This window comes from Mesorhizobium hawassense (assembly GCF_003289945.1).
In the GTDB taxonomy this organism is placed as follows: Bacteria; Pseudomonadota; Alphaproteobacteria; order Rhizobiales; family Rhizobiaceae; genus Mesorhizobium; species Mesorhizobium hawassense.
In genome coordinates this window covers 110,998-135,651 of record NZ_QMBP01000014.1, presented here as the reverse complement: position 1 = coordinate 135,651, position 24,654 = coordinate 110,998, and the positions used below count along the sequence as shown (strand labels likewise).

The following is a 24,654-nucleotide window of genomic DNA, read 5'->3' as shown; positions in this document are numbered from 1 at the left end:
CTAGCCTTGGGCGGCGAGGAGCGTCGTCCTCGCCTCCTCCGTCTGCGCGACCTCGGCCGCCGGGATGTCGAAGTCGCGGTGATAGTTGAAGGTATGGCCGATCGCGGTTGCGATCAGGCAGACGAAGCTCAGCGCCGCCAGCCACCACATGTACCAGATCAAGCCGAAGCCGAGCGCGACGCTTAAGGCGGCCAGGATCACCCCGGTGCCCGTGTTCTTCGGCATATGGATCGGCTTGAAGCCCGAGAGCGGGCGACGGTAGCCTGCTCTCTTCATGTCGAACCAGGCGTCATTGTCGCGAATGACCGGCGTGAAGGCGAAGTTGTAGGCCGGCGGCGGCGAGGAAGTGGACCATTCGAGCGTGCGGCCATCCCAAGGATCGCCGGTGTGATCGGCCAGCGCTTCGCGCCTGCGGATGGAGACGAAGATCTGCACCAGGAAGGCGGCGATACCACCGGCGATCAGCACCGCGCCGAAGGCGGCGATGACGAACCAGATCTGCAGCGAGGGATCGTCGAAGACCCGCATGCGGCGCGTCACGCCCATCAGGCCGAGTATGTAGAGCGGCATGAAGGCGAACCAGAAGCCGAGCACCCAGCACCAGAACGAGACCTTGCCCCAGAACGGATCGAGCCTGAAGCCGAAGGCCTTGGGCCACCAGTAGGCGATGCCGGCGAACAGGCCGAAGAGCACGCCGCCAATGATGACGTTGTGGAAATGCGCGATCAGGAACAGGCTGTTGTGCAGCACGAAGTCGGCCGGCGGCACGGCAAGCAGCACGCCGGTCATGCCGCCGACGACGAAGGTGAGCATGAAGGCCAGCGTCCACATCATCGGCAGCTCGAAGCGGATGCGGCCGCGATACATGGTGAACAGCCAGTTGAACATCTTCGCCCCGGTCGGGATCGAGATGATCATCGTGGTGATGCCGAAGAAGGAATTGACGCTGGCGCCGGAGCCCATGGTGAAGAAGTGGTGCAGCCAGACCAGGTAGGACAGGATGGTGATGACCACCGTGGCGTAGACCATCGAGGTGTAGCCGAACAGGCGCTTGCCGGAGAAGGTCGAGGTGACCTCGGAAAAGACGCCGAACAGCGGCAGGATGAGGATGTAGACCTCCGGGTGACCCCATATCCAGATGAGGTTCACATACATCATCGGGTTGCCGCCGAAGTCGTTGGTGAAGAAGTTGGTGCCGACATAGCGGTCGAGCGCCAACAGCGTCAGCACCGCCGTCAACACCGGGAAGGACGCCACGATCAGCACGTTGGTGCAAAGGGAGGTCCAGGTGAAGATGGGCATACGCATCATCGTCATGCCGGGGGCGCGCATCTTGATGATGGTGCAGATGAGATTGATGCCGGACAAAGTCGTGCCGACACCGGCGACCTGCAGCGCCCAGATGTAGTAATCGACACCGACGTCTGGACTGTAGTCGATGCCCGAGAGCGGCGGATAGGCCAGCCACCCGGTGCGGGCGAACTCGCCGACGAATAGCGAGGCCATGACCAGGATGGCGCCGCCGACCGTCATCCAGAAACTGAAATTGTTGAGGAAGGGGAAGGAGACGTCGCGCGCGCCGATCTGCAGCGGCACGACGAAGTTCATCAGCCCGGTGACGAAAGGCATCGCCACGAAGAAGATCATGATCACGCCATGGGCGGTGAAGATCTGGTCGTAGTGATGGGCGTTGAGATAGCCCTCGGACCCGTTGAAGGCGATCGCCTGCTGCAGGCGCATCATAATGGCGTCGGAGAAGCCGCGCAAAAGCATGACGAGGCCGAGCGCCATGTACATGACGCCGATCTTCTTGTGGTCGACGCTGGTGAACCATTCGCGCCACAGATAACCCCAGAGCTTGAAATAGGTGATGGCGCCGAGAACCGCGAGGCCGCCCAGCGCCACCACGATGAAGGTGACGACGACGATCGGCTCGTGCAGCGGCAGCGACTCCAGAGTGAGGCGGCCGAAGATGAATTTGGTCAGCGACTCAGGCATCCGCGATCCTCACAATTCCAAGCGCAACAAGCCGAGCGACGGCGCCTCGGCGTCGGCGCGGCGGGTGCCCGTACCGGGGCCGAGCAGCCCTGCCCCGCGCAACGGGGAAAGATCGCGCACCGGCCAGTATTTCGCGTCCGTATCGCGGGCCGCGCGCGAGGAGGCGGCCGCCTCCTCCGCGGTGCAGATGCTCGCGACATAGGCCGGATCGTTGCCGAACACCGCGCCGCGCCGCGAAAGCTCGTCATATTGCAGCGGCAAGGTGTTGCGCACGCCGGCGAGCCCGAGGCCGCCCTTGGCGTCGATCGACATCATCTCGTTCATGCACATCTTGCCGCGCTCGACGCACAGATTGAGAATGGCGCCATAGAGGTCGGGATCGACGGAGGCATAGTGGCGCACCGGTTCGTTCTCGCTCGGGCGTTCGAGCTCAAGATAGGTCTCGCGGCTGAGCGTGCCCTGCGCGCTTTTGGCTTGCGTCACCCACTCGCCGAAGGCCTGGTCGGAGAGGCCGTGGAACGCAAAGCGCATGCCGGAGAAGCCGGCGCCGCTGTAATTGGCCGAGAAGCCGGTATAGGTGCCCGGACGGTTGATGACGGCGTGCAGCTTGGTTTCCATGGCAGGCATGGCGTAGATCTGCCCGGCAAGGGCCGGAATGTAGAAGGAGTTCATCACCGTCGACGAGGTGATGCGGAAGTCGATCGGCTGGTTGACCGGCGCGGCCAGCTCGTTGACGGAGGCGATGCCGTAATCCGGATAGATGAACAGCCATTTCCAATCGAGCGCGACGACCTCGACCTTGAGCGGCTTGTGGTTCTGCGTGACCGGCTGTCCGGGCTCGATGCGGTCGATGCGCCGGTAGGGATCGAGCAGATGGGTGCCGAGCCAGGTCAGCGCGCCGAGGCAGATGATGACGAGCAGCGGCGCTGCCCAGATCACCAGCTCCAGCTTGGTCGAATGGTCCCAGTCGGGCGTATAGGTCGCCGTGGTGCTGGATTGCCGGTAGCGCCAAGCAAACAGCACGGTCAGCGCCATGACCGGCACGATGATGAGCAGCATCAAAAGGGTCGAAGCGACGAGCAAGTCGCGCTGCTGCACTGCCACGTCGCCCGCGGGCGACAGCACGACGAGGTCGCAGCCGCTCAGCAGCACGGCCAGGGGAACAAGAAGCAAGGCTCCGGATCGTTTCATCAACGCTGCCCTCGATGGCGCCGCAACAGGCTTTCGCAGGTTACGACGCGTTATGAGCCAACGGCTACTGCCGCCGGCACGGGGACGACATTGGACAATTTGTCCAATGCCCAGTTACCATGGCTTTCGCGAAACTGTGCACGCATAATAGGATGACGACAACCGCATCCGGATGACGACAAGTCGCATCGTGATGACGGCAATCGCATCCTGAACCCGAGCTCGGTGGCGACGGACAAGATGGCTGAAACTTCGACTACCGAAACGGACAGCAGGCTGATCGGGTCGCATCACGGCCAGGTCAGCGCCGGCGATATCGCGGTCGGCGTCATTATCGGCAGGACGTCGGAGTTCTTCGATTTCTTCGTCTACGCGATCGCTTCCGTGATCGTCTTCCCCAAGCTTGTGTTTCCAACGCATGAGCCACTGGCCGGGACGCTTTACTCCTTCGCCATCTTCGCACTGGCCTTCATCGCGCGCCCGTTCGGCACCGTGCTGTTCATGGCGATCGACCGCGCCTATGGCCGCGGCGCCAAGCTGACGATCGCGCTGTTCCTGCTCGGCACCTCCACCGTCGCCATGGCGTTCCTGCCCTCCTATGAAGACGTCGGCGCCGTCGCCGCCTGGCTGCTGTCGCTTACCCGCTTCCTGCAGGGCCTGGCGCTCGGCGGCACCTGGGACGGGCTGCCCTCGCTGCTGGCGTTGAACGCGCCGCAGAACCGACGCGGCATCTATGCCATGATCCCGCAGCTCGGCGCGCCGATCGGGCTGATCGTTGCAAGCTCGCTTTTTGCCTTCTTCGTCGCCAATCTTTCGGCCGACGATTTCTTCTCCTGGGGCTGGCGCTATCCCTTCTTCGTCGCCTTCGCCATCAACGTCGTGGCGTTGTTTGCCCGGCTGCGCATCGTCGTCACGCCCGAATTCTCGAAACTCTACGAGAGCGGCGACCTGCAGCCGACCCGCATCAGGGACATGGTCAGCACCGAAGGCCGCAATGTCGTGGTCGGCGCCTTCGCGCCGCTGGCGAGTTTCGCGCTGTTCCATATGGTGACGGTGTTTCCGCTGTCCTGGGTGTTCCTGTTCACCAATGAGGGTCCGGAGCGCTTCCTGATGATCGAGGCGGTGAGCGCGCTGTTCGGCATCGCGGCGATCGTCGCATCGGGTCCACTGGCCGACCGCGTCGGACGCCGCGCCCTGCTCGGTGGCTCCGCCGTCACTATTGCCGCATTCAGCGGCTTTGCCCCGCAGCTTCTCGATGGCGGCACTGTCGGCGAGGCGCTGTTCATGGTGCTTGGCTTCATCCTGCTGGGCTTAAGCTTCGGGCAATCCTCGGGCGTCGTCGCATCGAGCTTCTCGCGCCAGCACCGCTATACCGGCTCGGCGGTGACGTCGGACCTCGCCTGGATGTTCGGCGCCGGCTTCGCGCCGCTTGCGGCGCTGCTTCTGGCCGGTAATTTCGGCCTCATCGCCGCCGGCGCCTATCTGCTGTCGGGCGCCGCCTGCACGCTGATCGCGCTGTGGATCGACCGGCAATCCTCCAGGAGCTAGCGGACTGGCGCGGGCATCCGATCAAACCCGGTAGAAATGCCGATACCATTCCACGAAACGCGGGATGCCGATCTCGATCGGAATCTCGGGCTTGAAGCCGGTCACCTCTTCGAGCGAGGTGACGTCGGCGTAGGTCGCCGGCACGTCGCCCGGCTGGATCGGCATCAGGTTGCGGATTGCCTTGCGCCCCAGCGCGTCTTCGAGCACGTCGATCAGCCGGCTCAGCTGAACCGGCGAACTGTCGCCGATATTGTGGATCCTGTAGGGCGCGTTGCTCGTCGCGGGATCAGGCGCGGCGCTCGTCCAGTCGGGGTTGGGCGTCGCGGGATGTTGCATGACGCGGACCACCCCTTCGACGATGTCGTCGATATAGGTGAAGTCCCGCTGCATGTTGCCATAGTTGAAAACGTCGATCGGCTGGCCGGCGAGGATGGCCTTGGTGAAGATGAACAAGGCCATGTCGGGCCGCCCCCACGGGCCGTAGACGGTGAAGAAACGCAGGCCCGTCGTCGGCAGTCCGAACAGATGGCTGTAGGTGTGCGCCATCAACTCGTTTGCCTTCTTGCTGGCGGCATAGAGGCTGAGGGGATGGTCGGCGGAATCATGCACCGAGAACGGCATGCGCAGGCTGCCGCCATAGATCGAGCTCGACGATGCATAGACGAGATGACCGACAGAGGCATGCCGGCATCCTTCCAGGATGTTGAGGAAGCCGTTGAGATTGCTTTGCGCATATGCGTGCGGATTGATTAGCGAATAGCGAACGCCTGCCTGCGCGGCGAGGTTGACGACGATCTCCGGCGCGGCCGACACAAACAGCGACGAGATACGGTCGCGATCGATGAGATCGACATGCTCGAAACGAAAGTTCGCGAATTCTTTCAACCGATCGAGCCGCGCCTGCTTCAGGGCGACGTCGTAATACTCGGTCATGGAATCGAGGCCGACGACCTGCCTGCCTTCAGCAAGCAGCCTGTGGCAGAGATGAAAGCCTATGAAGCCGGCTGCGCCGGTGATCAGTATCGGCCTGCTCGACGTCACTCTGTGCCCCCCAACGTTTCAGTCAGACCACTCACACACTAGTCAGACCGCTCACACACCGATTGTTCGTCCAGAGCCCGCGATCACGCCTGGACTTCTTCAAGCCGGTCGAAAACTTTTATGGCAGGCAGTCGACGAATTCAACGACACGCAAGCCGTCTCGGCATTGCCTCCCGGTGATTGGGAGGGTCTTCTGGTAGGTAGAGGTTTTCAGCAAGGCACGCGAAGGCAATCTGCTTTCGACAGCGGAAGTTCTATCTCAAGCAAGCGCTTATGTATGAGCCTGGCATGGGTCGATCACACTTGTTGCGGAATTGTTTTGCGCGCATTGGCGCAACGGGGATTCAAATTTCTTGGTGATCCCCCTTCATTGGGGCAAACTGCTACCGGGCTGTCAGGAGGAGAAATGAGAGCACGCGCAGCGACGGTCGGAGACCTCGAAGATGTTTTCCACGGCCTGTCCAAGCGAATGTCGGACGAATATGTGGCGGCCGGCAAGGACAGCAAAAGCGCCTACGACAATCTGATGATGAACCTGAAGGAAGGCCGGGCGCATGCGCTCGTGCAAGACGACAGGACCATGGCGATCATCGCCTGGCATGAGGACGCGGATGCCGCCGATACGCTGTTTGCCGCGCAAGAGGATTTCTTCAACGCCGCGACGGTCCGCTTCTGCAAGCGGCATATCCGCCATGTCCAGGCGCTTGCCGGCAACCTCCCGATACATTCGCGCAGCTGGCTGGAGCGGCCCGACGTCGCGAGATGGTTCCGCGTGATCGGCTATATCGACCGAGGGCGGGAGAACGGCGCCACTTTGTTCGAGCTCCCGCCCTCTCGCAACGGCTGAAGGCGGCTCACGAGCCGAACCAGCGCGACCGTCGACTCGAGCCGAACTTTTCCTTGTCGGCGCGCAGCGCCACCGACGGCTCATAGTAATTGCCGGTCGGCGCGGGGCCTGAGAAGAAATCGACCTCGACCTTGCCGATGCGGCCGCCGCCGAATTCGATGTAGCAGGTGCCGAAGCCGTCATAGAGCGTGCCGCTGCCGCTTTGGCGCAATTTTGCGACGAGGGCGGTGGCCACCGCCCGTGCCGCGCCTTCGGCGAACACGCCGGCCTTGGGCGTTCCGGTGTTGGCGCCGTCGCCGACCGCGTAGACATTCGCATATCTGGTTTCGAGCGTGCGCGGATTGACCGGGATCCAGCCGTTCTCCGACATGCCGCTTTCCAGCACCACCGGCGGCACGCGATGTTTGGGAACGCCGAGGAAGAGGTCGAACGGCATTTCGCTGCCGTCATCGAGCACCGCCACGTTGCGGGCATTGTCGACCGAGACGACGCGACGGCTCGGGATGAACTTGATGTCGCGCTCGGCAAAGGCGGCAAGCAGTGCCCGCGAGGTGTCGGGCGAAGGCGGTACCGGGCTGCCAAGCGGCAGCACCAGCGATATCTCGCAGGCCTCGCGCACACCCTGCCGCGTCAGATAGTCGTGCAGCATCAGCACGCATTCGCTCGGCGCCGGCGGGCATTTGTAAGGCGCGCCGCAGACGCCGACCATCGCCCTGCCCTTCTTGAAGGTGGGCAGCACGTCGCGCAGCCGCTCCGCGCCGGCAACCGAATAGAACTCGTTGGTCCCCGACAGCCCGGGCGTGGCGTCGAAATCATATTCGGCGCCAAGCGCCACGATCAGGTAGTCGGCATCGAAGACGCCGTCATCGGTGGTGACTTGCCGCATTTCCGGATCGATCGCGGTGACGGTCCGCTTCAGCAGACGCACGCTAGGCTTGGCGTAGTTCTTGTAAGGCAGACGCACAGCCTCCGGCGCCTTCAGGCCGAACATCACGTCGAGCTTCGAAAAGCCGAAGATGAAGGCTTCGCTCTTGTCGATGAGCGTGACGTCGATGGCGTCGCCCATGGCCTCGGACAGCAGCGTCGTCAGTTCCAGGCCGCCAAAGCCCGCTCCCAGAACGACGATGCGTGGTTTTTCTGCAGTGCTCATCTCGGTTCCCCAGGTCTTGGCGCCAAGCCGTGGCGCCGGATTGAACTCGTTCAATGCCTTCCCAGTGGCGGCGAGGGCGCGTCTCTCGTACGCCCTCGTCGCCGATGCCCCGCCGCCCCAGGCAGGTCGTCTGGTCTCTCAGGTCAACACAGGCTGCGGCACGATGCGGATGTAGGGCTTCGGTTCCTTCCAGCCCTGCGGATAGAGCTGCCTGGCCTCATCGTTGGACACCGAACCCGCGATGATGACGTCGTCGCCGGGTTTCCAGTTGACCGGTGTCGCCAGGCGGTGCTTGGCCGTGAGCTGCAGGGAGTCCACCACGCGCAGCACCTCGTCGAAGTTGCGGCCGGTCGTCATCGGGTAAGATATGACCAGCTTGATCTTCTTGTCGGGGCCAATGACGTAGACATTGCGCACCGTCTGGTTCTCGGCGGCGGTGCGGCCGTCGGCGCTGTTGCCTGCCGAGGCCGGCAGCATGTCGTAGAGCTGCGAGACGGCGAGCGTCGGGTCGCCGATCATCGGGAAGTTCGGCGCCATGCCTTGCGTCTCGGCGATGTCCTTCGCCCAGCCGGCGTGCTTGTCGACCGGGTCGACGGAAAGGCCGATGACCTTGACGCCGCGCTTGTCGAATTCGGGCTTGAGACGGGCCATGTAGCCGAGCTCCGTGGTGCAGACCGGCGTGTAGTCCTTGGGATGCGAAAAGATGATGCCCCAGTCCTTGCCAAGCCATTCGTGGAAGGAGATCGGACCTTGCGTGGTCTCGGCGGTGAAGTCGGGGGCGACGTCTGCGATACGGAGTGACATGGTTGTGTTCCTTTCCGGTTGGAATTCGATTGCGAGGGCATATTGGGAAATCTATGTTCCGCCAGCGTTCCCAGGCGTTCCCTGCCTGGAGACGGCCTTCCTGATGGTGCCCCCATGCGCGTTTCCATCCATCTGCTCGGTCGTTTCGCCGTTAGCGTCGATGACCGGCCGATCCCGGCGGCCGACTGGCGGCGTGACCGTGCTGCGGCGCTGGTCAAGCTGCTCGCGCTGAAGCCCGCGCATCGCATGCATCGCGAGCAGGCGATGGAGACTTTCTGGCCGGACGCCGATCCGGAGGCGGCAGGCGCCAGCCTGCGCAAGGCCGTGCATTTCGCGCGACGCGCGCTCGGCGCCCACGACCTCATCACAATCAGCAACGACGTCATCGCGCTCGCACCCAATGCCGAGCTCGATATCGATATCGAAGGTTTCGAGGCCGCCGCCAAGACGGCGTTGCGCGGCAGCGAGAAGAGCGCTTTCGAACGCGCCGCCGACCTCTATGGCGGCAGGCTTTTGCCGGACGATATTTTCGTCGAATGGCTCGACGCTCCCCGCGCGCAGATACAGCAGCGCTACAGCGACCTGTTGCGCGCCGGCGAGTTGTGGCAGCGGCTGATCGCGCTCGACCCGGCCGACGAGCAGGCGCAATGCGCGCTGATGCAGACGGCGCTCGACGCCGGCAGCCGGGTCGAGGCGATCCGCCAGTTCAACCAGCTTCGCGACAATCTGCATGCCGAGCTCGGTGTCGGGCCGAGTGCCGCGACCATCGCGCTTTACGAGAAGGCGCTGGCGCTGTCCGGCGCGGAGACGGTCAACCCCTCGGAACGGATCCGCACCTCGCTGGCCTGGGGGCTGGTGCATCTGCAGAGCGGCGAGTTCGACAAGGCGAGCGAGATCGCACGGCAGACACGTGATCTGGCGCTGGGCGCCGATCTGCCGCGCGAGGTCGGCGAGGCGAGCGCGCTGCTAGGGCTTGCTTCGATGATGCAGGCGCGATGGCCACAATTGTTCCGGTCCGAATTCATCGAATGGGTCCGCGCCAAGCCGGCCTTCGTGCAACATGTCTTCGACGGGCATCTCTGCCTGTCCGAGTTCTGCCTGTGCAGCGCCAAAGGCCATGCCGAAGTCGCGGGACTGGCCCAGGAACTGCTCGCTGTCGCCGAGGAAGCGGAATCGAGTGCCGGGCGAGGTCTCGCCTGCCTTCTTCTTGGAGAAGCCGCGCTTTTTTCGGGCGAGCTCGACAGGGCCGAGCAGTTCCTCACCGAAGCCGAAAAGCTGCTGCTCGCCGCGGATGCGGTCGCCGGCCGTGTGCTGGCCATCGAGCGACTGGCCGAGATCGCCCTGGAGCGCGGCCAGAAATGGCGCGCCAGCCGGCTGATCCAGCGCGGCCTCGGCGATGCCGAACGTACATGGCTGTCGCCGCACCTGATCATGCGCATGCAGGCGCTGGCCGTGCGGGCGGCAGCGACGCCGAAGATGGTGGCCGAAGAGATCCTCGCCGGCGACCGGCTGTTGACGCCTGGCGCCTGCCAGCCCTGCTCGATGGCGCTGCGCACCGCCTCGGCGATCGCGCTTGCCGAAGCGGGCGAGTTGGAACAGGTCGACCGCCGCCTGAACGACGCCGAGCGCATTGCCGGCATGTGGCAAGGCGGCCCTTGGGCTGCAGCCCTTTGGGAAGCGCGCGGCGTGCAGCGGCGTGCACAAGACAAGGAAGTGCGCGCGCTCGCCGCCTTCGAAGAGGCCGCCAGCCGTTACGAGGAGCTCGGCCGGCCGCGCGACCAGGCGCGATGCCTGGCGCGAATGGGAAATCACGGCTGAGCTTGCGCCGGAGGCCAATCGGCGGGATGGTATGGAAGGCAGCCGGGGGCGCTGGCAGCCCGGATATGCATGGCTGCTGGAAATCGAGATGGTGCGCGCTAGCCTGGCCTTCGTCGCCTTGGTTGCCCTGATTGGGCCGACAGCGGCGGACGCGCGCGCGTCCCATCTTTTCGACCGCCCCGACCTCGCAACCACTTATTCGGGTGAGTCCGACCTCGTGACCGCCTATACGACCGGAATGGCGCGCTATCGTCTGTTGCTCACCGGTGTCATCGGCACAGCCAATCTCGCCGCACCGCTCGAACCTCTCCAGCTGCGGCCGGAATTCCAGCAACGGACATGGCGCTCGGCGGATGGCAGCCTGCTGCAGGGCTTTGCCGGCAAGGGTGGCTTCCGGTTGACCGCCGGCAACTGCGTGGCCCGCGTCTGCCAGGCCAGCGAGTGCAGCGAAGCCGGCTGGCCGCTCTATGCCTGCAGCGACGGGCGCAAGCGCAAAATGTCGGTGAAGAGCTTCGTGACGGCAACGTTCGATGACGTCCCCTACCGGCGGCTGAGCGCGCCGAAGGATCAATGACGTCGCGCCGCGCCGAGCAGTCCCCAAAAAAACATCTTACTTCACCCGAGGTTGCGCATGCGCCGCGCCGCATGGCATCTGTCGGCCGATGACACGCAAGCCCGCACGACAGCCTCCCGAGCCTGCGCGGCAGTCCGCCGCCGGGAAGGTCAGCCTCAACCGGGCACTGTCGAAGCTCGGGCTCTGCTCGCGCAAGCAGGCCGAGTTGCTGATCGCCGAAGGACGCGTGAGCGTGGCGGGCGAGGTGGCGCGCGATCCTGCGCTGTGGGTCGACCTCGAGCGTGACAGCATCAGCGTCGACGGCGCGCGGGTCGCCGCCGAGCGCAAGGTCCATCTCATGCTCAACAAGCCGCGCGGGCTGGTCACCACGCGTGACGATCCGGAAGGCCGTGGCACGGTCTATGGTTGCCTGGAAGGGCTGGACCTGCCTTTCGTGTCGCCGGTCGGCCGGCTCGACAAGGCAAGCGAAGGCCTGCTCCTGATGACCAACCACACGCGCTGGGCGAACGGCCTGCTCGACCCCGCCTCGCATGTCGCCAAGACCTATCACGTGCAGATCGCAAGCGTGCCCGACGAGGCGATGCTGGAGCGCTTTCGCCAAGGCGCTGCCGTCGATGGCGAGTTGCTCACTGCAAGCTCGATCGCGCTCTTGCGCAGCGGCGGCCGCACGGCCTGGCTGGAGATCGTGCTGGACGAGGGCCGCAACCGGCAGATCCGCAGGCTGCTCGGCGCCTTCGATATCGAGGTTCTAAGGCTGATCAGGGTAGCGATCGGCGGTCTTCAACTCGGCGAGCTTGCCAAGGGCAAGGCGCGGCATCTGACGGCAGAGGAACTGGCGATGCTGGGGGGATAGCGAAGCCTATCTCTGGTTCCAGCGGCGGATGACCGGCTCGGTCAGGTCGTGCTCGTAGCCGAGGACGCTGAGGCTGGCGGTGTCGAGCACGAAATGCTCGCCGCCTTGCGGCGGCAGGCCGACCCAGCGCGCCGCGAAGACGCGCAGGAAATGCGCGCTGGAAAAGACGAGCACGTTGCCGGCAATGGCCCGAAGTCCGGCGATGATGGCATCGGCCCTGGCGCCGACATCGGCGGCCATCTCGCCGGCCGGACAGCCGTCACGGAATACGTTCCAGCCGGGATGCTTGGCGAGAATTTCCTTCGTCGTCACGCCTTCATAAGCGCCATAATCCCATTCCTGCAGATCCAGATTTTTAACCGCGCGTTCGCCGAAGCCGGCGAGGCGGCAGGTGTCGAAGGCGCGCTGCGACGGGCTCGACCAGACCGCCTGGAAGGTCAGGCCCTCGAGCCGGTCGGCAAGGCCGCGCGCGGCCTCTTCGCCTTTCGCGGTCAGCGGGATGTCGGTGCGGCCGGTATGCCGGCCTGAGGCGCTCCACTCCGTCTCGCCATGGCGAACCAGGTAGATTTCGGGAAACTCGCTGCTCATCGGCGGCCCTCGCGGCTGAAAGTTGCACCGGGGAGAGCCGGCGGCGCCACCCTATGCGGCAGCCGGCAAAAAGAACAGGCCGCGGCTAAGCCGCGGCCTGCACAGGCTCGGGAGGTGCCTAGAACCGCCTGTCACTCGGCGGGCTGGAAGCCGCCGGACAGCGCGAGGTCGGCCTCTTCCGGCAGCTGGCCGGCCATGGCGGCGGCGAATTGCTTCTGGTCGAGCTCGCCTTCCCAACGCGCCACGACGATGGTCGCGACCGCGTTGCCGACGAAGTTGGTGAGCGCCCGGCATTCCGACATGAAGCGGTCGACACCGAGGATCAGCGCCATGCCGGCGACCGGCACGGTCGGCACCACCGACAGCGTCGCTGCCAAGGTGATGAAGCCGGCGCCGGTGATGCCGGCGGCACCCTTCGAGCTCAGCATGGCGACGAGCAGGAGCAGGATCTGGTCGCCGAAGGTCAGCGGCGTGTCGGTCGCCTGGGCAATGAATAGGGCGGCCAGCGTCATATAGATGTTGGTGCCGTCGAGGTTGAAGGAATAGCCGGTCGGGATGACCAGGCCGACCACAGATCGGTTGCAGCCGGCGCGCTCCATCTTGGCCATCAGGCCGGGGAGCGCCGCCTCTGACGACGAGGTGCCGAGCACCAGCAGCAGCTCTTCCTTGATGTAGCGGATCAGCGCCAGGATCGAGAAGCCGTTGTACCATGCCACGGTGCCCAGAACGACGAGCACGAAGAGCAGCGACGTCAGATAGAAGGTGCCGATCAGGAAGGCGAGGTTGGCGATCGCGCCGATGCCGTATTTGCCGACGGTGAAGGCCATGGCGCCGAAAGCGCCGATGGGAGCGGCTTTCATCAGGATGGCGACGAGGCGGAAGATCGGCGAGGTCAGCGCCTGCAGGAAATCGACGACCGGACGGCCGCGCTCGCCGACCAGCGCCAGCGCGATGCCGAACAGCACCGAGAAGAACAGCACCTGCAGGATGTCGCCCTGCGCGAAGGCGCCGGTGATGGTGTCGGGGATGATGTTCATCAGGAAGCCGACGATGGTCGTGTCATGCGCCTTCTCGGTGAAGGTCGCCACCTTCGACGGGTCGAGCGTCGCCGGGTTGATATGCATGCCGGCTCCGGGCTGGATTACGTTGGAGACGACGAGGCCGACGATCAGCGCCAGCGTCGAGAATACGAGGAAATAGATCATCGCCTTGCCGGCGACTCGGCCGACCTTGTGCAGGTCGGAAACGCCGGCGATGCCGGTCGCCACGGTGAGGAAAATCACCGGCGCGATGACCATCTTGACCAGCTTGATGAAGGCATCGCCGAGCGGCTTCAGCGAAGCGCCCAGGTCGGGATAGAAATGTCCGAGCAGGATGCCGGCGGCGATCGCCACCAGGACCTGCACATAGAGATGCCGGTAAAAGGGAACCTTGCCGCGCGGTTCGGCGGCAGCGATTGCTGTCTGCATGATGTCCTCCGTTCGGCCCCCGATCGAATTGCTCGACCTCCCAGGGGGCAGTTGACCTCCACAGCCTCGCGGCTGCTGCAGATGCATTTGCAATGAGCGTGCCAGATTGCGCCCCGCGCTTCGTTTCATTGATTTTAGTAGCTTTTTTGGCCTTACGAGGTGCATATTGCACGGCATCCGTGCGGCAATCCGCATAGGCTGAATTGCACTTTGTGCGAAATCATGCACAAATGCGGCATGCTGCAACGCCCTGCCGCTGCCCTCGCCTCGACGCCCGAATCGCTCGCCGGGCGGGCGCGACGCGCCTGGCTGCTGTTTGCGGCGGTGGTGCTTGCAATCATCGCGGCAGCGCTCTACGGCGCCGGCCTCTATGGCCGTTCGACCGAGATCGAGGCGTTGGCCACGCAAGGCCGCACGGACGCGAACCTCAAAGTCGCGCTGCTGCGCGCGGTGCTGGAAAATCCACGCGCGTTGCCGCTGCTCTTGTCGGAAGATCAGCAGGTCAATGACGCGCTGACGCAACGCAGCCCGGCCGCGATCGATGTCTTGAACCGCAAACTGGAGGGCCTGGTTTCAGGCACCAAGGCCTCGGTGCTCTACGTCACTGGCACGGATGGCCTGGCGATCGCCTCCAGCAACTGGCGCGAGCCGGTCAGCTTCGTCGGCAACGACTATGGTTTCCGCGCCTATTTCTCGGACGCGATGCAGTCCGGCACAGCCGAATATTTCGCGCTCGGCAATGTCAGCAAACGGCCGGGCCTTTACATCTCGCGCCGCGTCGACGGCGCTTCGGGGCCGCTCGGCGTCGTCGTGGTCAAGATGGAGTTCGACCAGCTCGAGGCGGACTGGCACGAAGCCAACCGGCCGGCCTATGTCAGCGATGCGCATGGCGTGGTGCTGATCACCAGCGTGCCCTCCTGGCGCTTCCTGACGACGGAGCCGCTCAGCCGACCGGTGCTCGCCGAGATCCGCGCCAGCCAGCAATTCGGCGACGCGCCGCTGGTGCCGTTGCCGATCACCAGGCCGGAGGCGCTTTCCGCCGATGTCGCGCTGGTTCACGCGCTGACGCCCGGCGGCAGCGACGCGGAATATCTGCGGCTTTCGACGGCGGTGCCATCGACGCCCTGGCGGCTCGACTATCTCGTGCCGGCCGAAGCGCCGATTGCCGCCGCGCAACGCGAAATGCGGCTTTTGGCGCTGGGTGTTCTGGTGCCCCTCATCGCCTTGGCCGCCTATCTGCTTTGGCGCCGGCAATCCGGCCAGATGCGGATTGCCGCCGAACAGGCGGCACGCACCGAGCTCGAGCGCCGCGTCGTCGAGCGCACGCGGGATCTGAGCCTGGCGCGTGACCGGCTGCAGGCCGAGATCACCGATCACCGCAGCACCGAAGCCAAGCTGCAGGTGATGCAGCAGGAGTTGGTGCAGGCCAACCGGCTCGCGACGCTTGGCCAGGTCGCCGCCGGCGTCGCGCATGAAATCAACCAGCCAGTGGCGACCATCCGCGCCTATGCCGACAATGCGCGCGTCTTTCTGGAGCGCAAGCAGAACTCCTCAGCCGAGGAGAACCTCGGCGCCATCGCGGCGCTGACCGAGCGTATCGGCTCGATCACCGAGGAACTGAAAGCCTTCGCCCGCAAGGGTCGCACCGCCGCCGAGCCGGTCGAATTGCGCGGCGTGATCGAGGGCGCGGTCGTGCTGCTCAGGAGCCGGTTCGCCGGCCGGTTGGACGCGCTGGCGATCGAACTGCCGCCGCCGGCGCTGAAGGTGATGGGCAACCGGCTGCGGCTGGAGCAGGTGCTGATCAACCTCTTCCAGAACGCGCTGGAGGCGCTCGAAGGCCGCGACGACGCGCGGGTGGAAGTCAGCGCCGCCGAAACCGCGGACGACGTGGCGCTAGTCGTTTCCGACAACGGTCGGGGCATTCCGCCCGAGATCCTGAAGTCGCTGTTCACACCTTTCAATACCTCGAAGGAGAAAGGTCTCGGCCTCGGCCTCGTCATCTCCAAGGACATCGTCGCCGACTATGGCGGCCGCATCGAGGTGGCAAGCAGCGGCCAGGGCACTCGCTTCACCATTCATCTGTCGAAAGCCGGCGCAGCATGACCAAGGACGATCCCGCGCCAGTGATCCTGATCGACGACGACAGCGACCTGCTCAGGGCGACGAGGCAGACGCTGGAGCTCGCGGGCTTTGCGGTGTCGGCCTATGCGGTGGCGAAGGAAGCGCTGGCGGCGCTCGACCGGAACTTCGCAGGCGTCGTGGTGTCCGACATCCGCATGCCGGAGATCGACGGGCTGCAGCTTTTCGACCGCGTCTTGCAACTCGACCCCGATATCCCCGTCATCCTGGTCACGGGGCACGGCGATATCGCGATCGCCGTCAAGGCGATCAAGGACGGCGCCTACGACTTCATCACCAAACCTTTCGCCGCTGAGCGGCTGGCGCAGAGCGTCGCCCGCGCCGCCGAAAAACGCCGGCTGGTGATGGAAAACCGCGCCTTGCGCGAGGCCGCCGAACAGGCGCAGGAAGGCCTGCCGCTGATCGGCCAGACGCCGGCTATGGAGCGGCTGCGGCGCACGCTGCGGCAGATCGCCGATACCGACGTCGACGTGCTGGTGACCGGCGAGACCGGTTCCGGCAAGGAAGTGGTGGCGAGCCTGCTGCACCGCTGGAGCCGCCGCGCCAAGGGCAATTTCGTGGCGCTGAATTGCGGCACGCTGCCGGAGACGGTCATCGAGAGCGAATTGTTCGGCCATGAGGCCGGCGCATTCACCGGCGCGCAGAAGAAGCGCGTCGGCCGCATCGAGCATTCGAGCGGCGGCACGCTGTTCCTCGACGAGATCGAGAGCATGCCGGCCGCGACGCAGGTGCAGATGCTGCGCGTCTTGGAAATGCGCGAGGTGACGCCGCTCGGCACCAACGAGGTGCGCCCTGTCGACCTGCGTGTCGTCGCCGCTGCCAAAGTCGATCTCGGCGATGCCGACCAGCGCGGCGATTTCCGCGAGGACCTCTACTATCGGCTCAATGTGGTGACGCTTTCGATCCCGCCGCTGCGCGAAAGGCGGGACGACGTGCCTTTATTGTTCGGCTACTTCGCCGAACGCGCCGCCGCCCGCTTCCGGCGCGCCGTGCCTGCGACTTCCGCCGCGGTCCAGCGCCATCTCAAGGAGCATGACTGGCCGGGCAACGTGCGCGAACTCGCCCATTTCGCCGAGCGCTTCGTGCTTGGGCTGGAAGCCATCGCCGAAGCGTCTTCCCCGGCGGCAGTCCGGAACGATTCCTCCGCGCCCTTGCCGGAACGGCTCGATCGCTACGAGGCCGAGATCATCCGCGAGACACTTGGTCGCAATGACGGCGACGTGCGCCGCACCATCCAGGCGCTCGGCATTCCGCGCAAGACTTTCTATGACAAGCTGCAGCGGCACGGCATCGTGCGCAGCGATTTTTCCAAATAGAACAAGCCTGTGGAACCGCAACGCCTCTATGCCGTTAAGACCGACCGGGAAACCGTGGCACGCGGGCATCAGCCGGGCGGCGAACGCATCGCCGCGGCGGCATTGCCGGGTTGCGCTCGGCAGGCGTTGATGGTTTGTTGCCGCTCAGCGGAGAACGAATGATGCGCGAATCCCTCGGTCAAGACGAATACGGCTCGACCAGCCCTTTCGACCCCGACGACCTGCCCAATCTCAATGCGATGGGGCCGGCGATGGGCGGCGGTAATGATTTCGAGAAATACGCGGTCGCCGTCATCATCGTTTTCGGCGCGCTGATCATCGGCGGCCTGATGGCCGCCTCCATGTCGTTCGGCCATCGCAACGGCTTCCTGTTCGCGCTCGGCGGCGCCACGTCGGCCTGGATTTCGGGCAATGCGCTGCTGCTCGACCGGCCGCGCATCTATGCGTTGTTCGTCGCCATCGCCGCCGTCATGCTGATCGCTTCGACGATCACGCTGGTCACCTGAGAAACAATCCAGCCGGTTGGGGAGATGATCTCCTCCGTTTCGCGGCGCAGACGGTCAAAATGGGCTCGTATTGATCGTTTGTGAAGTTTTCGGCTGGCCTGCTGTCTGCCGATAGGCCGGGCGACGGCCGCTGAAACGCCGCGAAGTGAAACGGGTTCATCGACAGGCGATCCTGCGGAAAAACCGCTTCCATCCCTTAGTTGCCTCGGCGAGTGCGGGCGGCGCTTCATGGAGCCGAAGGGTCAGGGCCGATACGTCCGAATCGTCCAGAGGGCTAAACTCATAGAGGGCCGGATCGAAGTCCTCGTAGAGATACTGATACTTCAGCAATTCGAACGCTCCCGGCTCCATCCTCTCGTAGAATTCGAGTTTGCTGGCCCGCCGCTCGCGGCTTCGTACAACCCAGTCAAAATGATAGATGTGGCACTCCGAAGGCGCGTACAAGACGTCGGATTCATCGAACGAAAAGCCCGGCGTGTGGATCTTCTTCCTGAATCTTACCGAATCGACGAGGAACCCTCTAAACTGAAGGTCTTGCGGCGGCAGATTAGGCACATTCGCAGCAAAAACAGCCATGGAATCGATGACGGCTACGGCGCGGCGCGGAACGGCGATCACCGGTTTATTTGCCGGTGCCGCAACATCGCGCAGCCAGGTCAGCAAGGCACGCGAGGGAAATTCATCGTCGTCCAACCGGAAAATACGCTTTGCGCGGGAAACGGCCGCAATCTTCGGCAGAATGCCTTCGACATAAGACCGCCCCCACCTGACGGACAGCTTGGTGGCCAAGTCTACTTTGCGAAGCACATCATCTACGTATCGCGGCGATGAACGGCTATCGACGAAATACCGAATTTCAATCCCGAGCCGTCGATATTCTTCGGCAATTATCAGACTGTACGGCGCTCCGTCACGTGTAGGGACCACCAAAGAAAAACTCTGACTCATTCATCGACTGCCGCTAGAGCGCCGCCCAAGGGGCCTTGGCATATTAAGGCATACGGGGACAGCGTCCGCTACTTCGTCTTGTAGCGATTTATCATTAATCTTCAATGACCTGAGCTATCGTGGCGCCGACGGGTCGCATTTGCTGCCGGGGGATGACAACACTGTCGCCGCGGTCGGTTGGGTGGCCCCGCCCGAGGCGGCACCCAACTGCCACGTCAAATGACCGACCAATTCATGGGCGGCCCTGAGCCTCGAGCGTTTCACCGTTTCACGGAAACGGCGAACCGCTCCATCTCTTTGTCATGACGCAATTCCGGGAGGAGGCTACGGCGAAGTCGCCGAGCCCAACCGCTCACACTTTTCCTGGAATTGCTCTAATACCCCAAAGCCTGGCCCGCGGCGGCGCGGCTGTCTATGGCGCCGTTGTAGCGCGCGCCACCGCCCTTCTCGATCTCGCTGAGGCTCTTGCCGCCGACCAGAATGCCGGCCGCCTGCCCCCAGGTCTCGTCGCTCAGATTGAGGTGGTAGCCCATGCCGGCGAGCAGCCGCTCGGTGTCCGGCGAAAGCCCGAACGGTTCGACATAGACCGTGTCCGGCAGCCATTGGTGGTGGATGCGCGGCGCGTCGACCGCCTGCTGGATGTTCATGCCGTGGTCGATGACGTTGACGATCGCCTCCAGCGTGATGGTGATGATGCGCGAGCCGCCCGGACTGCCGATGACCATGAACGGCTTGCCGTCCTTCGTCACGATCGTCGGACTCATCGAGGATAAAGGCGTCTTCTTCGGCTGGATGGCGTTGGCCTCACCTTGGACCAGCCCGTAGAGGTTGGGCACGCCGGGTTTCTGGGTGAAATCGTCCATCTCGTTGTTGAGCAGGATGCCGGTGCCGTCGGCGACGACGCCGGCGCCGAAGGAGCCGTTCAGCGTATAGGTGACGGCGACCGCGTTGCCGTCATTGTCGATGATCGAATAGTGCGTTGTCTCCTTCGACTCGCCAAAGCCTTTCGGCATCAGGTCCTTGGAGACGCCGGCGCGGAAGGGATCGATCTTGTCGCGAATGTCCTTGGCATAGTTCTTGTCGAGCAGTTTCGAGACTGGATTGTCGACGAAATCGGGATCGCCGAGCGCCGAATTGCGGTCGACATAGGCATGGCGCATCGCTTCGACCATGACATGAACCGTCTCGGCGGAACCGGCGCCGAGATAGTCGAGCGGATAGCCTTCCAACACATTGAGGATTTCGCAGATGATGACGCCGCCCGAGCTTGGCGGCGGCGAGGAGATGATTTCGTAGCCGCGATAGGAGCAGGTCACGGGTTTCAGCTCGCGCACCGCATATTGCTCGAAGTCGCCCTTGGCGAGGATGCCGCCCTTGGCGCCGCTCGCCTTGACGATTTCATCGGCAATGGCGCCCTTGTAGAAGGCGTCCGGCCCCTTCTCGGAAATGGCTGAGAGCGAGGCAGCAAGGTCCGGCTGAACGAGCCTCTCGCCGATGCCGTAAGGCTTGCCATCCTTTTTCAGGAAGATGGCAGCCGCCGCCGGATCTTTCGCCAGCCGGTCGGCGCTGCCGGCGAAAGAGGCGGCGTCGCCCTGGTTGAGCACGAAGCCGTCTTTGGCGTAGGCAATTGCCGGCGCCATCAGATCCTGCCGCGACTGCGTGCCGTATTTTTGGCGCGCCATCTCGAAACCGGCGACCGAGCCCGGCACGCCAACGGCGAGGTAACCGTCGAGGCTGGCGCCCTTCATCGGATTGCCGTCCTTGTCGAGATACATGGTTTTGGTCGCGGCGAGCGGCGCGCGCTCGCGGAAATCGAGGAAGGTCGTGCGGCCGTCCTTCATGCGCACGGTCATGAAACCGCCGCCGCCAATGTTGCCGGCATTGGGATAGACGACGGCGAGCGCATAGCCGACGGCAACCGCGGCATCGACGGCGTTGCCGCCTTTCTTCAGCACCTCGACACCGACTTCGGTGGCAAGATGCTGAGCGGTAACCACCATGCCGTGCTCGCCCTTGGCGGGAGCGGGCGACGCGGCGAAGACGATGGTCGACGGTGTGAGGGTAATTGCGAGCGAAAGGGTGACGCCGATCAGCGTCCGACGGGTCAAGGGCATGGCGGTGCTCCTGGCGTTGGGGACGCCTAGGAAAGACCCTGCCGGCGGACCTGTCCACCGCCAATGGCGCTGGACCAGATCAAATCGGATATCTGCCTGTCAGACGATGCCGCCGCCGCCGCCGGCGACAGCCGGCCGTTCCGCCGCCACCTTGGCGCGGTAGCCGGCCTCGCGATAGGCCGCGACCGGATCAATGGCGCCGCCGGCGCGCAGTCTGGCCATCGCCAGGATCGGCTCGACATCGGTGCGGTAGGCGGCTTTCAGCGTTTGCGTCGCCATCAGCGCGTCGTTCCCGTCCTGGAAAGCTTCCAGCGCCTTGCGGTCGACCAGCAGTGCCTGCGCATAGGCACGCTGCACCTCGACCGCCGACAGCATCAGGCTTTCGATCGGATCGGTGACGTTGTGGCTCTGGTCGAGCATATGCGCGGGGTTGAAACCCTTGGCGCTCGAAAGCTCGGCATCGACCAACTCGTTGAAGACGAGGAACAGCCGGTAGGGATCGATCGAGCCGGCGTCGAGATCGTCATCGCCATATTTGGAATCGTTGAAATGGAAGCCGCCGAGCTTGCCGAACTGGATCAGCCGCGACACGATCATCTCGATGTTGACGTTGGGCGCATGGTGGCCGAGGTCGACCAGGCAGAAGGCCTTGTCGCCGAGTTCCCTGGCAATGATGTAGTTGGTGCCCCAGTCCTGCACGACGGTCGAATAGAAGGCCGGCTCGTACATCTTGTGCTCGGTGAACAGCCGCCAATCGTCGGGCAGGCCGGCATAGATCTCGCGCATGGCGTCGAGGTAGCGCTCGAAGGCCTTGGCGAAATTGACCTGGCCAGGGAAGTTCGAGCCGTCGCCGATCCACACCGTCAGCGCCTTCGAGCCAAGCGCCTTGCCGATCTCGATGCATTCGAGATTGTGCTCTACCGCCTGACGGCGCGTGCCGGCATCGGCATGGGAGAGCGAGCCGAACTTGTAGGAGCGCTCCTGATCCTTCGCGTCGGAGAAGGTGTTGGAGTTCATGGCGTCGAAGCCGAGGCCGAAGCGCGAGGCCGCCTGCTTCAGCCGGTTCGGATCGGCCTTGTCCCACGGAATGTGCAGCGAGACGGTCGGCGTCGCCTGCGTCAGCTGGCTGATGACGGCGCAGTCCTCGATCTTGTCGAAGATATCGCGCGGCTCGCCGGCGCCGGGAAAGCGGGCAAAGCGGGTGCCGCCGGTGCCGACACCCCAGGACGGGATCGCCACGCCGAATTTTTCCACCTTGTCGCGGATGGCGTCGATGGCGATGCCGCGCCGGTCGAGGCGCTCGCCGAGCGAGGCGTAGTCGCGTTCGAGGTCGGCCTTGCGGGCGGCGTTGTGGCTGGCGACGAGGTCGGCCGAGATGATGACTTCAGACAATGCAATTCCTCCCAGTACTCGTTCGGCCGGCGCCGCCCCTCATCCGCCCTTCGGGCACCTTCTCCCCGTGAAGCGGGGAGAAGGAAGCGCGCGCCTATCGCGTAAAGCTTTGCGCGTTGCCGGCGTCGACGTTGACGATGTTGCCGGTCGACTTGGCCGACATGTCGGAGGCGAAGAAGTAGATCGCCTCGGCGATGTCTTCGGGGAAAACCGAGCGCTTCAGCATCGAGCGCGAACGGTAATGCTCCTCGAGATCGTCGGTCGACATCTTGTAAGCGGCGGCGCGCTGTTCCTTCCACTCGCCGGTCCAGATCTTGGAGCCGCGCAGCACGGCATCGGGATTGACGACATTGACCCTGATCTGCGCCTCTGCGCCCTCCAGCGCCAGGCAGCGCGCGAGATGGATCTCGGCCGCCTTGGCCGTGCAATAGGCGGCGGCGTTGGGCGAGGCCGCAAGCCCGTTCTTGGAGGCGACGAAGACGACGTTGCCGCCGATCTTCTGGGCGCGAAACAGCCGGAAAGCCTCGCGCGAAACGAGGAAATAGCCGGTGGACAGGATGTCCATGTTCTTGTTCCACAACGCCAGCGTCGTCTCCTCGATCGGCGCCGACGAGGCTAGGCCGGCGTTCGAAACCAGGATATCGACGCCGCCGAATTCGACCGACGACTCGGCGAAACCGGCGACGACCTGGTCCTCCGAGGTGACGTTGATCACGACAGGTCGGACGAAATCCTTGCCGTAGGCTTTGGACAGCTCCTCGTTGGCGCTGGCGAGCGCCGCTTCGTCGATATCGGCGAGCACCACGCAGGCACCCTCGCGCAGCAGCCGGTTGGCGGTGGCGCGGCCTATGCCGCCGGCGCCGCCGGTGACCAGCGCGATCTGGCCGGCCAGCGCCTTGGGCTTCGGCAGCCGCTGGAGCTTGGCTTCCTCGAGCTGCCAATATTCAATGTCGAAGGCTTCCTGCGCCGGCAGGCCGACATAGGACGAGACCGTCGAGGCGCCGCGCATGACATTGATGGCGTTGACGTAGAATTCGCCGGAGATGCGGGCCGTCGCCTTGTCGCCGGCGAAGGTGAACATGCCGACGCCCGGCATCAGATAGACGACGGCGTTCGGATCGCGGATGGCGGGCGAATCCGGATGCTTGCAGCTGTCGTAATAGGCCTGGTAGCCGACCCGATAGGCGGCAATGTCGTCGGCGAGGCGCGCGATGACGGCGTCGACATCCGGACCCTTCGGATCGAACTCGATCACCAGTGGCCTGATCTTGGTGCGCAGGAAATGATCGGGGCAGGACGTGCCGAGCGCCGCCAGCGGCCGCAGATCCTTCGAATTGACGAATTCGAGCACCGCCGGCTGGTCGTCGAAATGGCCGAGCTTGTGGCTTTTTTCGGAGATCAGCCCGCGGATCCTCGGCATCAGCTTGGCGGCGATGGCGCGGCGGGCGGAGGCGTCGAGCGATTGCACCGCCTCGCCGCCGAAGATCGCCACGCCTTCCGACCGGCGCTCGAACCACTCGATCGCCTGGTTGATCACCGAGATCGTGGTTTCGTAGCATTCCTTCGGCGTGTCGCCCCAGGTGAACAGGCCGTGGCTTTCCAGCACGACGCCCTTGGCATCGGGATTTTCGACGCAGAACTTCTCCAGCCACAGGCCAAGCTCGAAGCCCGGCCGCTTCCAGGGCAGCCAGCCGATGGCGTCGCCGAAGATCTCCTTGGTGATCGCCTTGGAGTCCTTGGCGGCGGCGATGGCGATGATGGCGTCGGGATGCATGTGGTCGACGCAAGCCTTGGGCACGTAGGCATGCAGCGGCGTGTCGATCGAGGCCGCGCGCGGATTGAGATTGAAGGTGCAGTGGGGCAGATAGCCCACCATCTCATCCTCATGCGCGAGCCCGCGATAGAGACCCTTCAGCGCGCGCAATTTGTCCATGTAGAGCGTGGCGAAGCCGTCGAGCTTGATCGAGGCGCTGTCGCCGCCCGAGCCCTTGACCCACAGCACCTCGACATCCTCGCCGGTCAGCGGGTCCTTCTGCCAGACCTTGGACGAGGTGTTGCCGCCGCCGTAGTTGGTGACGCGCTTGTCCGAACCCAGAGTGTTCGAGCGATAGACCAGGAGCTCGGGACCGCTCATCCCTTCGGCTTTTGCATCGTCCCACAGATTGGCGAGGCGCGAGCCGGAGCGCTTGTCGAGCATAGGTATCCTCCCTTGAAGCGCGAAGGGTGCGCTCCTCATTTCTCGCTCGGGAATGTCTACGCAAGCGCTCCGCTTGTCAATCATAAACGATCAAGACCGATCATATTGCACTGCACAATGAAAATATATGATCGGAAATGATTGACACTGCGCGTTTTCTA

19 protein-coding genes are annotated in these 24,654 nt (G+C 64.2%); 8 read left to right on the top strand and 11 right to left on the bottom strand.

Translation table 11 applies throughout. The features are described from left to right. Both cyoB and cyoA read right to left on the bottom strand, forming a co-directional pair. On the bottom strand, positions 1-1,998 hold the full coding sequence (gene cyoB, locus DPM33_RS25440) for a cytochrome o ubiquinol oxidase subunit I (RefSeq protein ID WP_112100147.1): 1,998 nt from the start codon (positions 1,996-1,998) through the stop codon (positions 1-3). Between the two features lie 9 nt (positions 1,999-2,007). Beyond that, positions 2,008-3,189 carry a ubiquinol oxidase subunit II gene (gene cyoA, locus DPM33_RS25435; protein ID WP_112100146.1) on the bottom strand — a complete coding sequence of 394 codons (1,182 nt, stop codon included), beginning with the start codon at positions 3,187-3,189 and terminating at the stop codon, positions 2,008-2,010. 240 nt (positions 3,190-3,429) lie between these two features. Between cyoA and DPM33_RS25430 the strand changes: the two genes are divergently transcribed. After that, positions 3,430-4,737, top strand: coding sequence for an MFS transporter (locus DPM33_RS25430; RefSeq protein ID WP_112100223.1), 1,308 nt, complete (start codon positions 3,430-3,432; stop codon positions 4,735-4,737). A 21-nt stretch (positions 4,738-4,758) separates the two neighbouring features. Here the strand turns inward: DPM33_RS25430 and DPM33_RS25425 are convergent, their stop codons facing one another. Then, complete coding sequence (locus DPM33_RS25425) at positions 4,759-5,778, bottom strand: NAD-dependent epimerase (RefSeq protein ID WP_167449209.1); 1,020 nt, start codon at positions 5,776-5,778, stop codon at positions 4,759-4,761. Positions 5,779-6,184: 406 nt separating this feature from the next. Between DPM33_RS25425 and DPM33_RS25420 the strand changes: the two genes are divergently transcribed. Continuing rightward, positions 6,185-6,625, top strand: a complete 441-nt coding sequence (locus DPM33_RS25420) for a hypothetical protein (RefSeq protein ID WP_112100145.1) — start codon at positions 6,185-6,187, stop codon at positions 6,623-6,625. A 7-nt stretch (positions 6,626-6,632) separates the two neighbouring features. Here the strand turns inward: DPM33_RS25420 and DPM33_RS25415 are convergent, their stop codons facing one another. Together DPM33_RS25415 and DPM33_RS25410 are read right to left on the bottom strand one after the other, a co-directional pair. Then, complete coding sequence (locus tag DPM33_RS25415; RefSeq protein ID WP_112100221.1) at positions 6,633-7,775, bottom strand: NAD(P)/FAD-dependent oxidoreductase; 1,143 nt, start codon at positions 7,773-7,775, stop codon at positions 6,633-6,635. A 138-nt stretch (positions 7,776-7,913) separates the two neighbouring features. After that, complete coding sequence (locus DPM33_RS25410; protein WP_112100144.1) at positions 7,914-8,579, bottom strand: peroxiredoxin; 666 nt, start codon at positions 8,577-8,579, stop codon at positions 7,914-7,916. A gap of 114 nt (positions 8,580-8,693) precedes the next feature. On the opposite strand from DPM33_RS25410, the gene DPM33_RS25405 reads away from it, so the two are divergent. The 3 genes from DPM33_RS25405 (at position 8,694) to DPM33_RS25395 (ending at position 11,824) form a co-directional block, all read left to right on the top strand. Next, positions 8,694-10,397 carry an AfsR/SARP family transcriptional regulator gene (locus tag DPM33_RS25405; protein WP_112100143.1) on the top strand — a complete coding sequence of 568 codons (1,704 nt, stop codon included), beginning with the start codon at positions 8,694-8,696 and terminating at the stop codon, positions 10,395-10,397. Positions 10,398-10,428: 31 nt separating this feature from the next. Further along, entirely contained in the window at positions 10,429-10,971 is a 543-nt protein-coding gene (locus DPM33_RS25400; protein ID WP_245442370.1) for a hypothetical protein, read from the top strand. Positions 10,972-11,059: 88 nt separating this feature from the next. Then, entirely contained in the window at positions 11,060-11,824 is a 765-nt protein-coding gene (locus tag DPM33_RS25395) for a pseudouridine synthase (protein ID WP_112100142.1), read from the top strand. A 6-nt stretch (positions 11,825-11,830) separates the two neighbouring features. Here the strand turns inward: DPM33_RS25395 and DPM33_RS25390 are convergent, their stop codons facing one another. Both DPM33_RS25390 and DPM33_RS25385 read right to left on the bottom strand, forming a co-directional pair. After that, positions 11,831-12,412: a histidine phosphatase family protein gene (locus DPM33_RS25390; RefSeq protein ID WP_112100141.1), complete on the bottom strand. Its 582-nt coding sequence runs from the start codon at positions 12,410-12,412 to the stop codon at positions 11,831-11,833. Positions 12,413-12,543: 131 nt separating this feature from the next. Next, positions 12,544-13,881 (bottom strand): dicarboxylate/amino acid:cation symporter, encoded by a 1,338-nt coding sequence (locus DPM33_RS25385; protein WP_112100140.1) that lies wholly within the window; start codon positions 13,879-13,881, stop codon positions 12,544-12,546. Positions 13,882-14,118: 237 nt separating this feature from the next. On the opposite strand from DPM33_RS25385, the gene DPM33_RS25380 reads away from it, so the two are divergent. The 3 genes from DPM33_RS25380 to DPM33_RS25370 all read left to right on the top strand — a co-directional run bounded on the left by DPM33_RS25380 (position 14,119) and on the right by DPM33_RS25370 (position 17,842). Beyond that, positions 14,119-15,984: a sensor histidine kinase gene (locus DPM33_RS25380; RefSeq protein WP_245442368.1), complete on the top strand. Its 1,866-nt coding sequence runs from the start codon at positions 14,119-14,121 to the stop codon at positions 15,982-15,984. Further along, positions 15,981-17,336: a sigma-54-dependent transcriptional regulator gene (locus tag DPM33_RS25375; RefSeq protein WP_112100138.1), complete on the top strand. Its 1,356-nt coding sequence runs from the start codon at positions 15,981-15,983 to the stop codon at positions 17,334-17,336. Before DPM33_RS25380 ends, DPM33_RS25375 begins: the two co-directional genes overlap by 4 nt. Before the next feature lie 158 nt (positions 17,337-17,494). Then, positions 17,495-17,842 carry a hypothetical protein gene (locus tag DPM33_RS25370; protein WP_167449208.1) on the top strand — a complete coding sequence of 116 codons (348 nt, stop codon included), beginning with the start codon at positions 17,495-17,497 and terminating at the stop codon, positions 17,840-17,842. Between the two features lie 156 nt (positions 17,843-17,998). Here DPM33_RS25370 and DPM33_RS25365 read toward each other — a convergent pair whose 3' ends face one another. The 4 genes from DPM33_RS25365 to DPM33_RS25350 form a co-directional block, all read right to left on the bottom strand. Next, positions 17,999-18,631 (bottom strand): hypothetical protein, encoded by a 633-nt coding sequence (locus tag DPM33_RS25365; RefSeq protein WP_112100137.1) that lies wholly within the window; start codon positions 18,629-18,631, stop codon positions 17,999-18,001. A gap of 533 nt (positions 18,632-19,164) precedes the next feature. Beyond that, complete coding sequence (gene ggt, locus DPM33_RS25360) at positions 19,165-20,904, bottom strand: gamma-glutamyltransferase (protein ID WP_112100136.1); 1,740 nt, start codon at positions 20,902-20,904, stop codon at positions 19,165-19,167. A gap of 99 nt (positions 20,905-21,003) precedes the next feature. Then, positions 21,004-22,296, bottom strand: a complete 1,293-nt coding sequence (rhaI, locus tag DPM33_RS25355; protein WP_112100135.1) for an L-rhamnose catabolism isomerase — start codon at positions 22,294-22,296, stop codon at positions 21,004-21,006. A 94-nt stretch (positions 22,297-22,390) separates the two neighbouring features. Continuing rightward, complete coding sequence (locus DPM33_RS25350) at positions 22,391-24,493, bottom strand: bifunctional rhamnulose-1-phosphate aldolase/short-chain dehydrogenase (protein ID WP_112100134.1); 2,103 nt, start codon at positions 24,491-24,493, stop codon at positions 22,391-22,393. Positions 24,494-24,654: the final 161 nt, after the last annotated feature.

What these genes read in the sequence shown, in the direction of transcription:
- cyoB (WP_112100147.1), bottom strand. Translation starts at nt 1,998, where the DNA reads ATGCCTGAGTCGCTGACCAAATTCATCTTCGGCCGCCTCACTCTGGAG.
- cyoA (WP_112100146.1), bottom strand. Translation starts at nt 3,189, where the DNA reads ATGAAACGATCCGGAGCCTTGCTTCTTGTTCCCCTGGCCGTGCTGCTG.
- DPM33_RS25430 (WP_112100223.1), top strand. Translation starts at nt 3,430, where the DNA reads ATGGCTGAAACTTCGACTACCGAAACGGACAGCAGGCTGATCGGGTCG.
- DPM33_RS25420 (WP_112100145.1), top strand. Translation starts at nt 6,185, where the DNA reads ATGAGAGCACGCGCAGCGACGGTCGGAGACCTCGAAGATGTTTTCCAC.
- DPM33_RS25415 (WP_112100221.1), bottom strand. Translation starts at nt 7,775, where the DNA reads ATGAGCACTGCAGAAAAACCACGCATCGTCGTTCTGGGAGCGGGCTTT.
- DPM33_RS25410 (WP_112100144.1), bottom strand. Translation starts at nt 8,579, where the DNA reads ATGTCACTCCGTATCGCAGACGTCGCCCCCGACTTCACCGCCGAGACC.
- DPM33_RS25405 (WP_112100143.1), top strand. Translation starts at nt 8,694, where the DNA reads ATGCGCGTTTCCATCCATCTGCTCGGTCGTTTCGCCGTTAGCGTCGAT.
- DPM33_RS25400 (WP_245442370.1), top strand. Translation starts at nt 10,429, where the DNA reads ATGGAAGGCAGCCGGGGGCGCTGGCAGCCCGGATATGCATGGCTGCTG.
- DPM33_RS25395 (WP_112100142.1), top strand. Translation starts at nt 11,060, where the DNA reads ATGACACGCAAGCCCGCACGACAGCCTCCCGAGCCTGCGCGGCAGTCC.
- DPM33_RS25390 (WP_112100141.1), bottom strand. Translation starts at nt 12,412, where the DNA reads ATGAGCAGCGAGTTTCCCGAAATCTACCTGGTTCGCCATGGCGAGACG.
- DPM33_RS25385 (WP_112100140.1), bottom strand. Translation starts at nt 13,881, where the DNA reads ATGCAGACAGCAATCGCTGCCGCCGAACCGCGCGGCAAGGTTCCCTTT.
- DPM33_RS25380 (WP_245442368.1), top strand. Translation starts at nt 14,119, where the DNA reads ATGCTGCAACGCCCTGCCGCTGCCCTCGCCTCGACGCCCGAATCGCTC.
- DPM33_RS25375 (WP_112100138.1), top strand. Translation starts at nt 15,981, where the DNA reads ATGACCAAGGACGATCCCGCGCCAGTGATCCTGATCGACGACGACAGC.
- DPM33_RS25370 (WP_167449208.1), top strand. Translation starts at nt 17,495, where the DNA reads ATGATGCGCGAATCCCTCGGTCAAGACGAATACGGCTCGACCAGCCCT.
- ggt (WP_112100136.1), bottom strand. Translation starts at nt 20,904, where the DNA reads ATGCCCTTGACCCGTCGGACGCTGATCGGCGTCACCCTTTCGCTCGCA.
- DPM33_RS25350 (WP_112100134.1), bottom strand. Translation starts at nt 24,493, where the DNA reads ATGCTCGACAAGCGCTCCGGCTCGCGCCTCGCCAATCTGTGGGACGAT.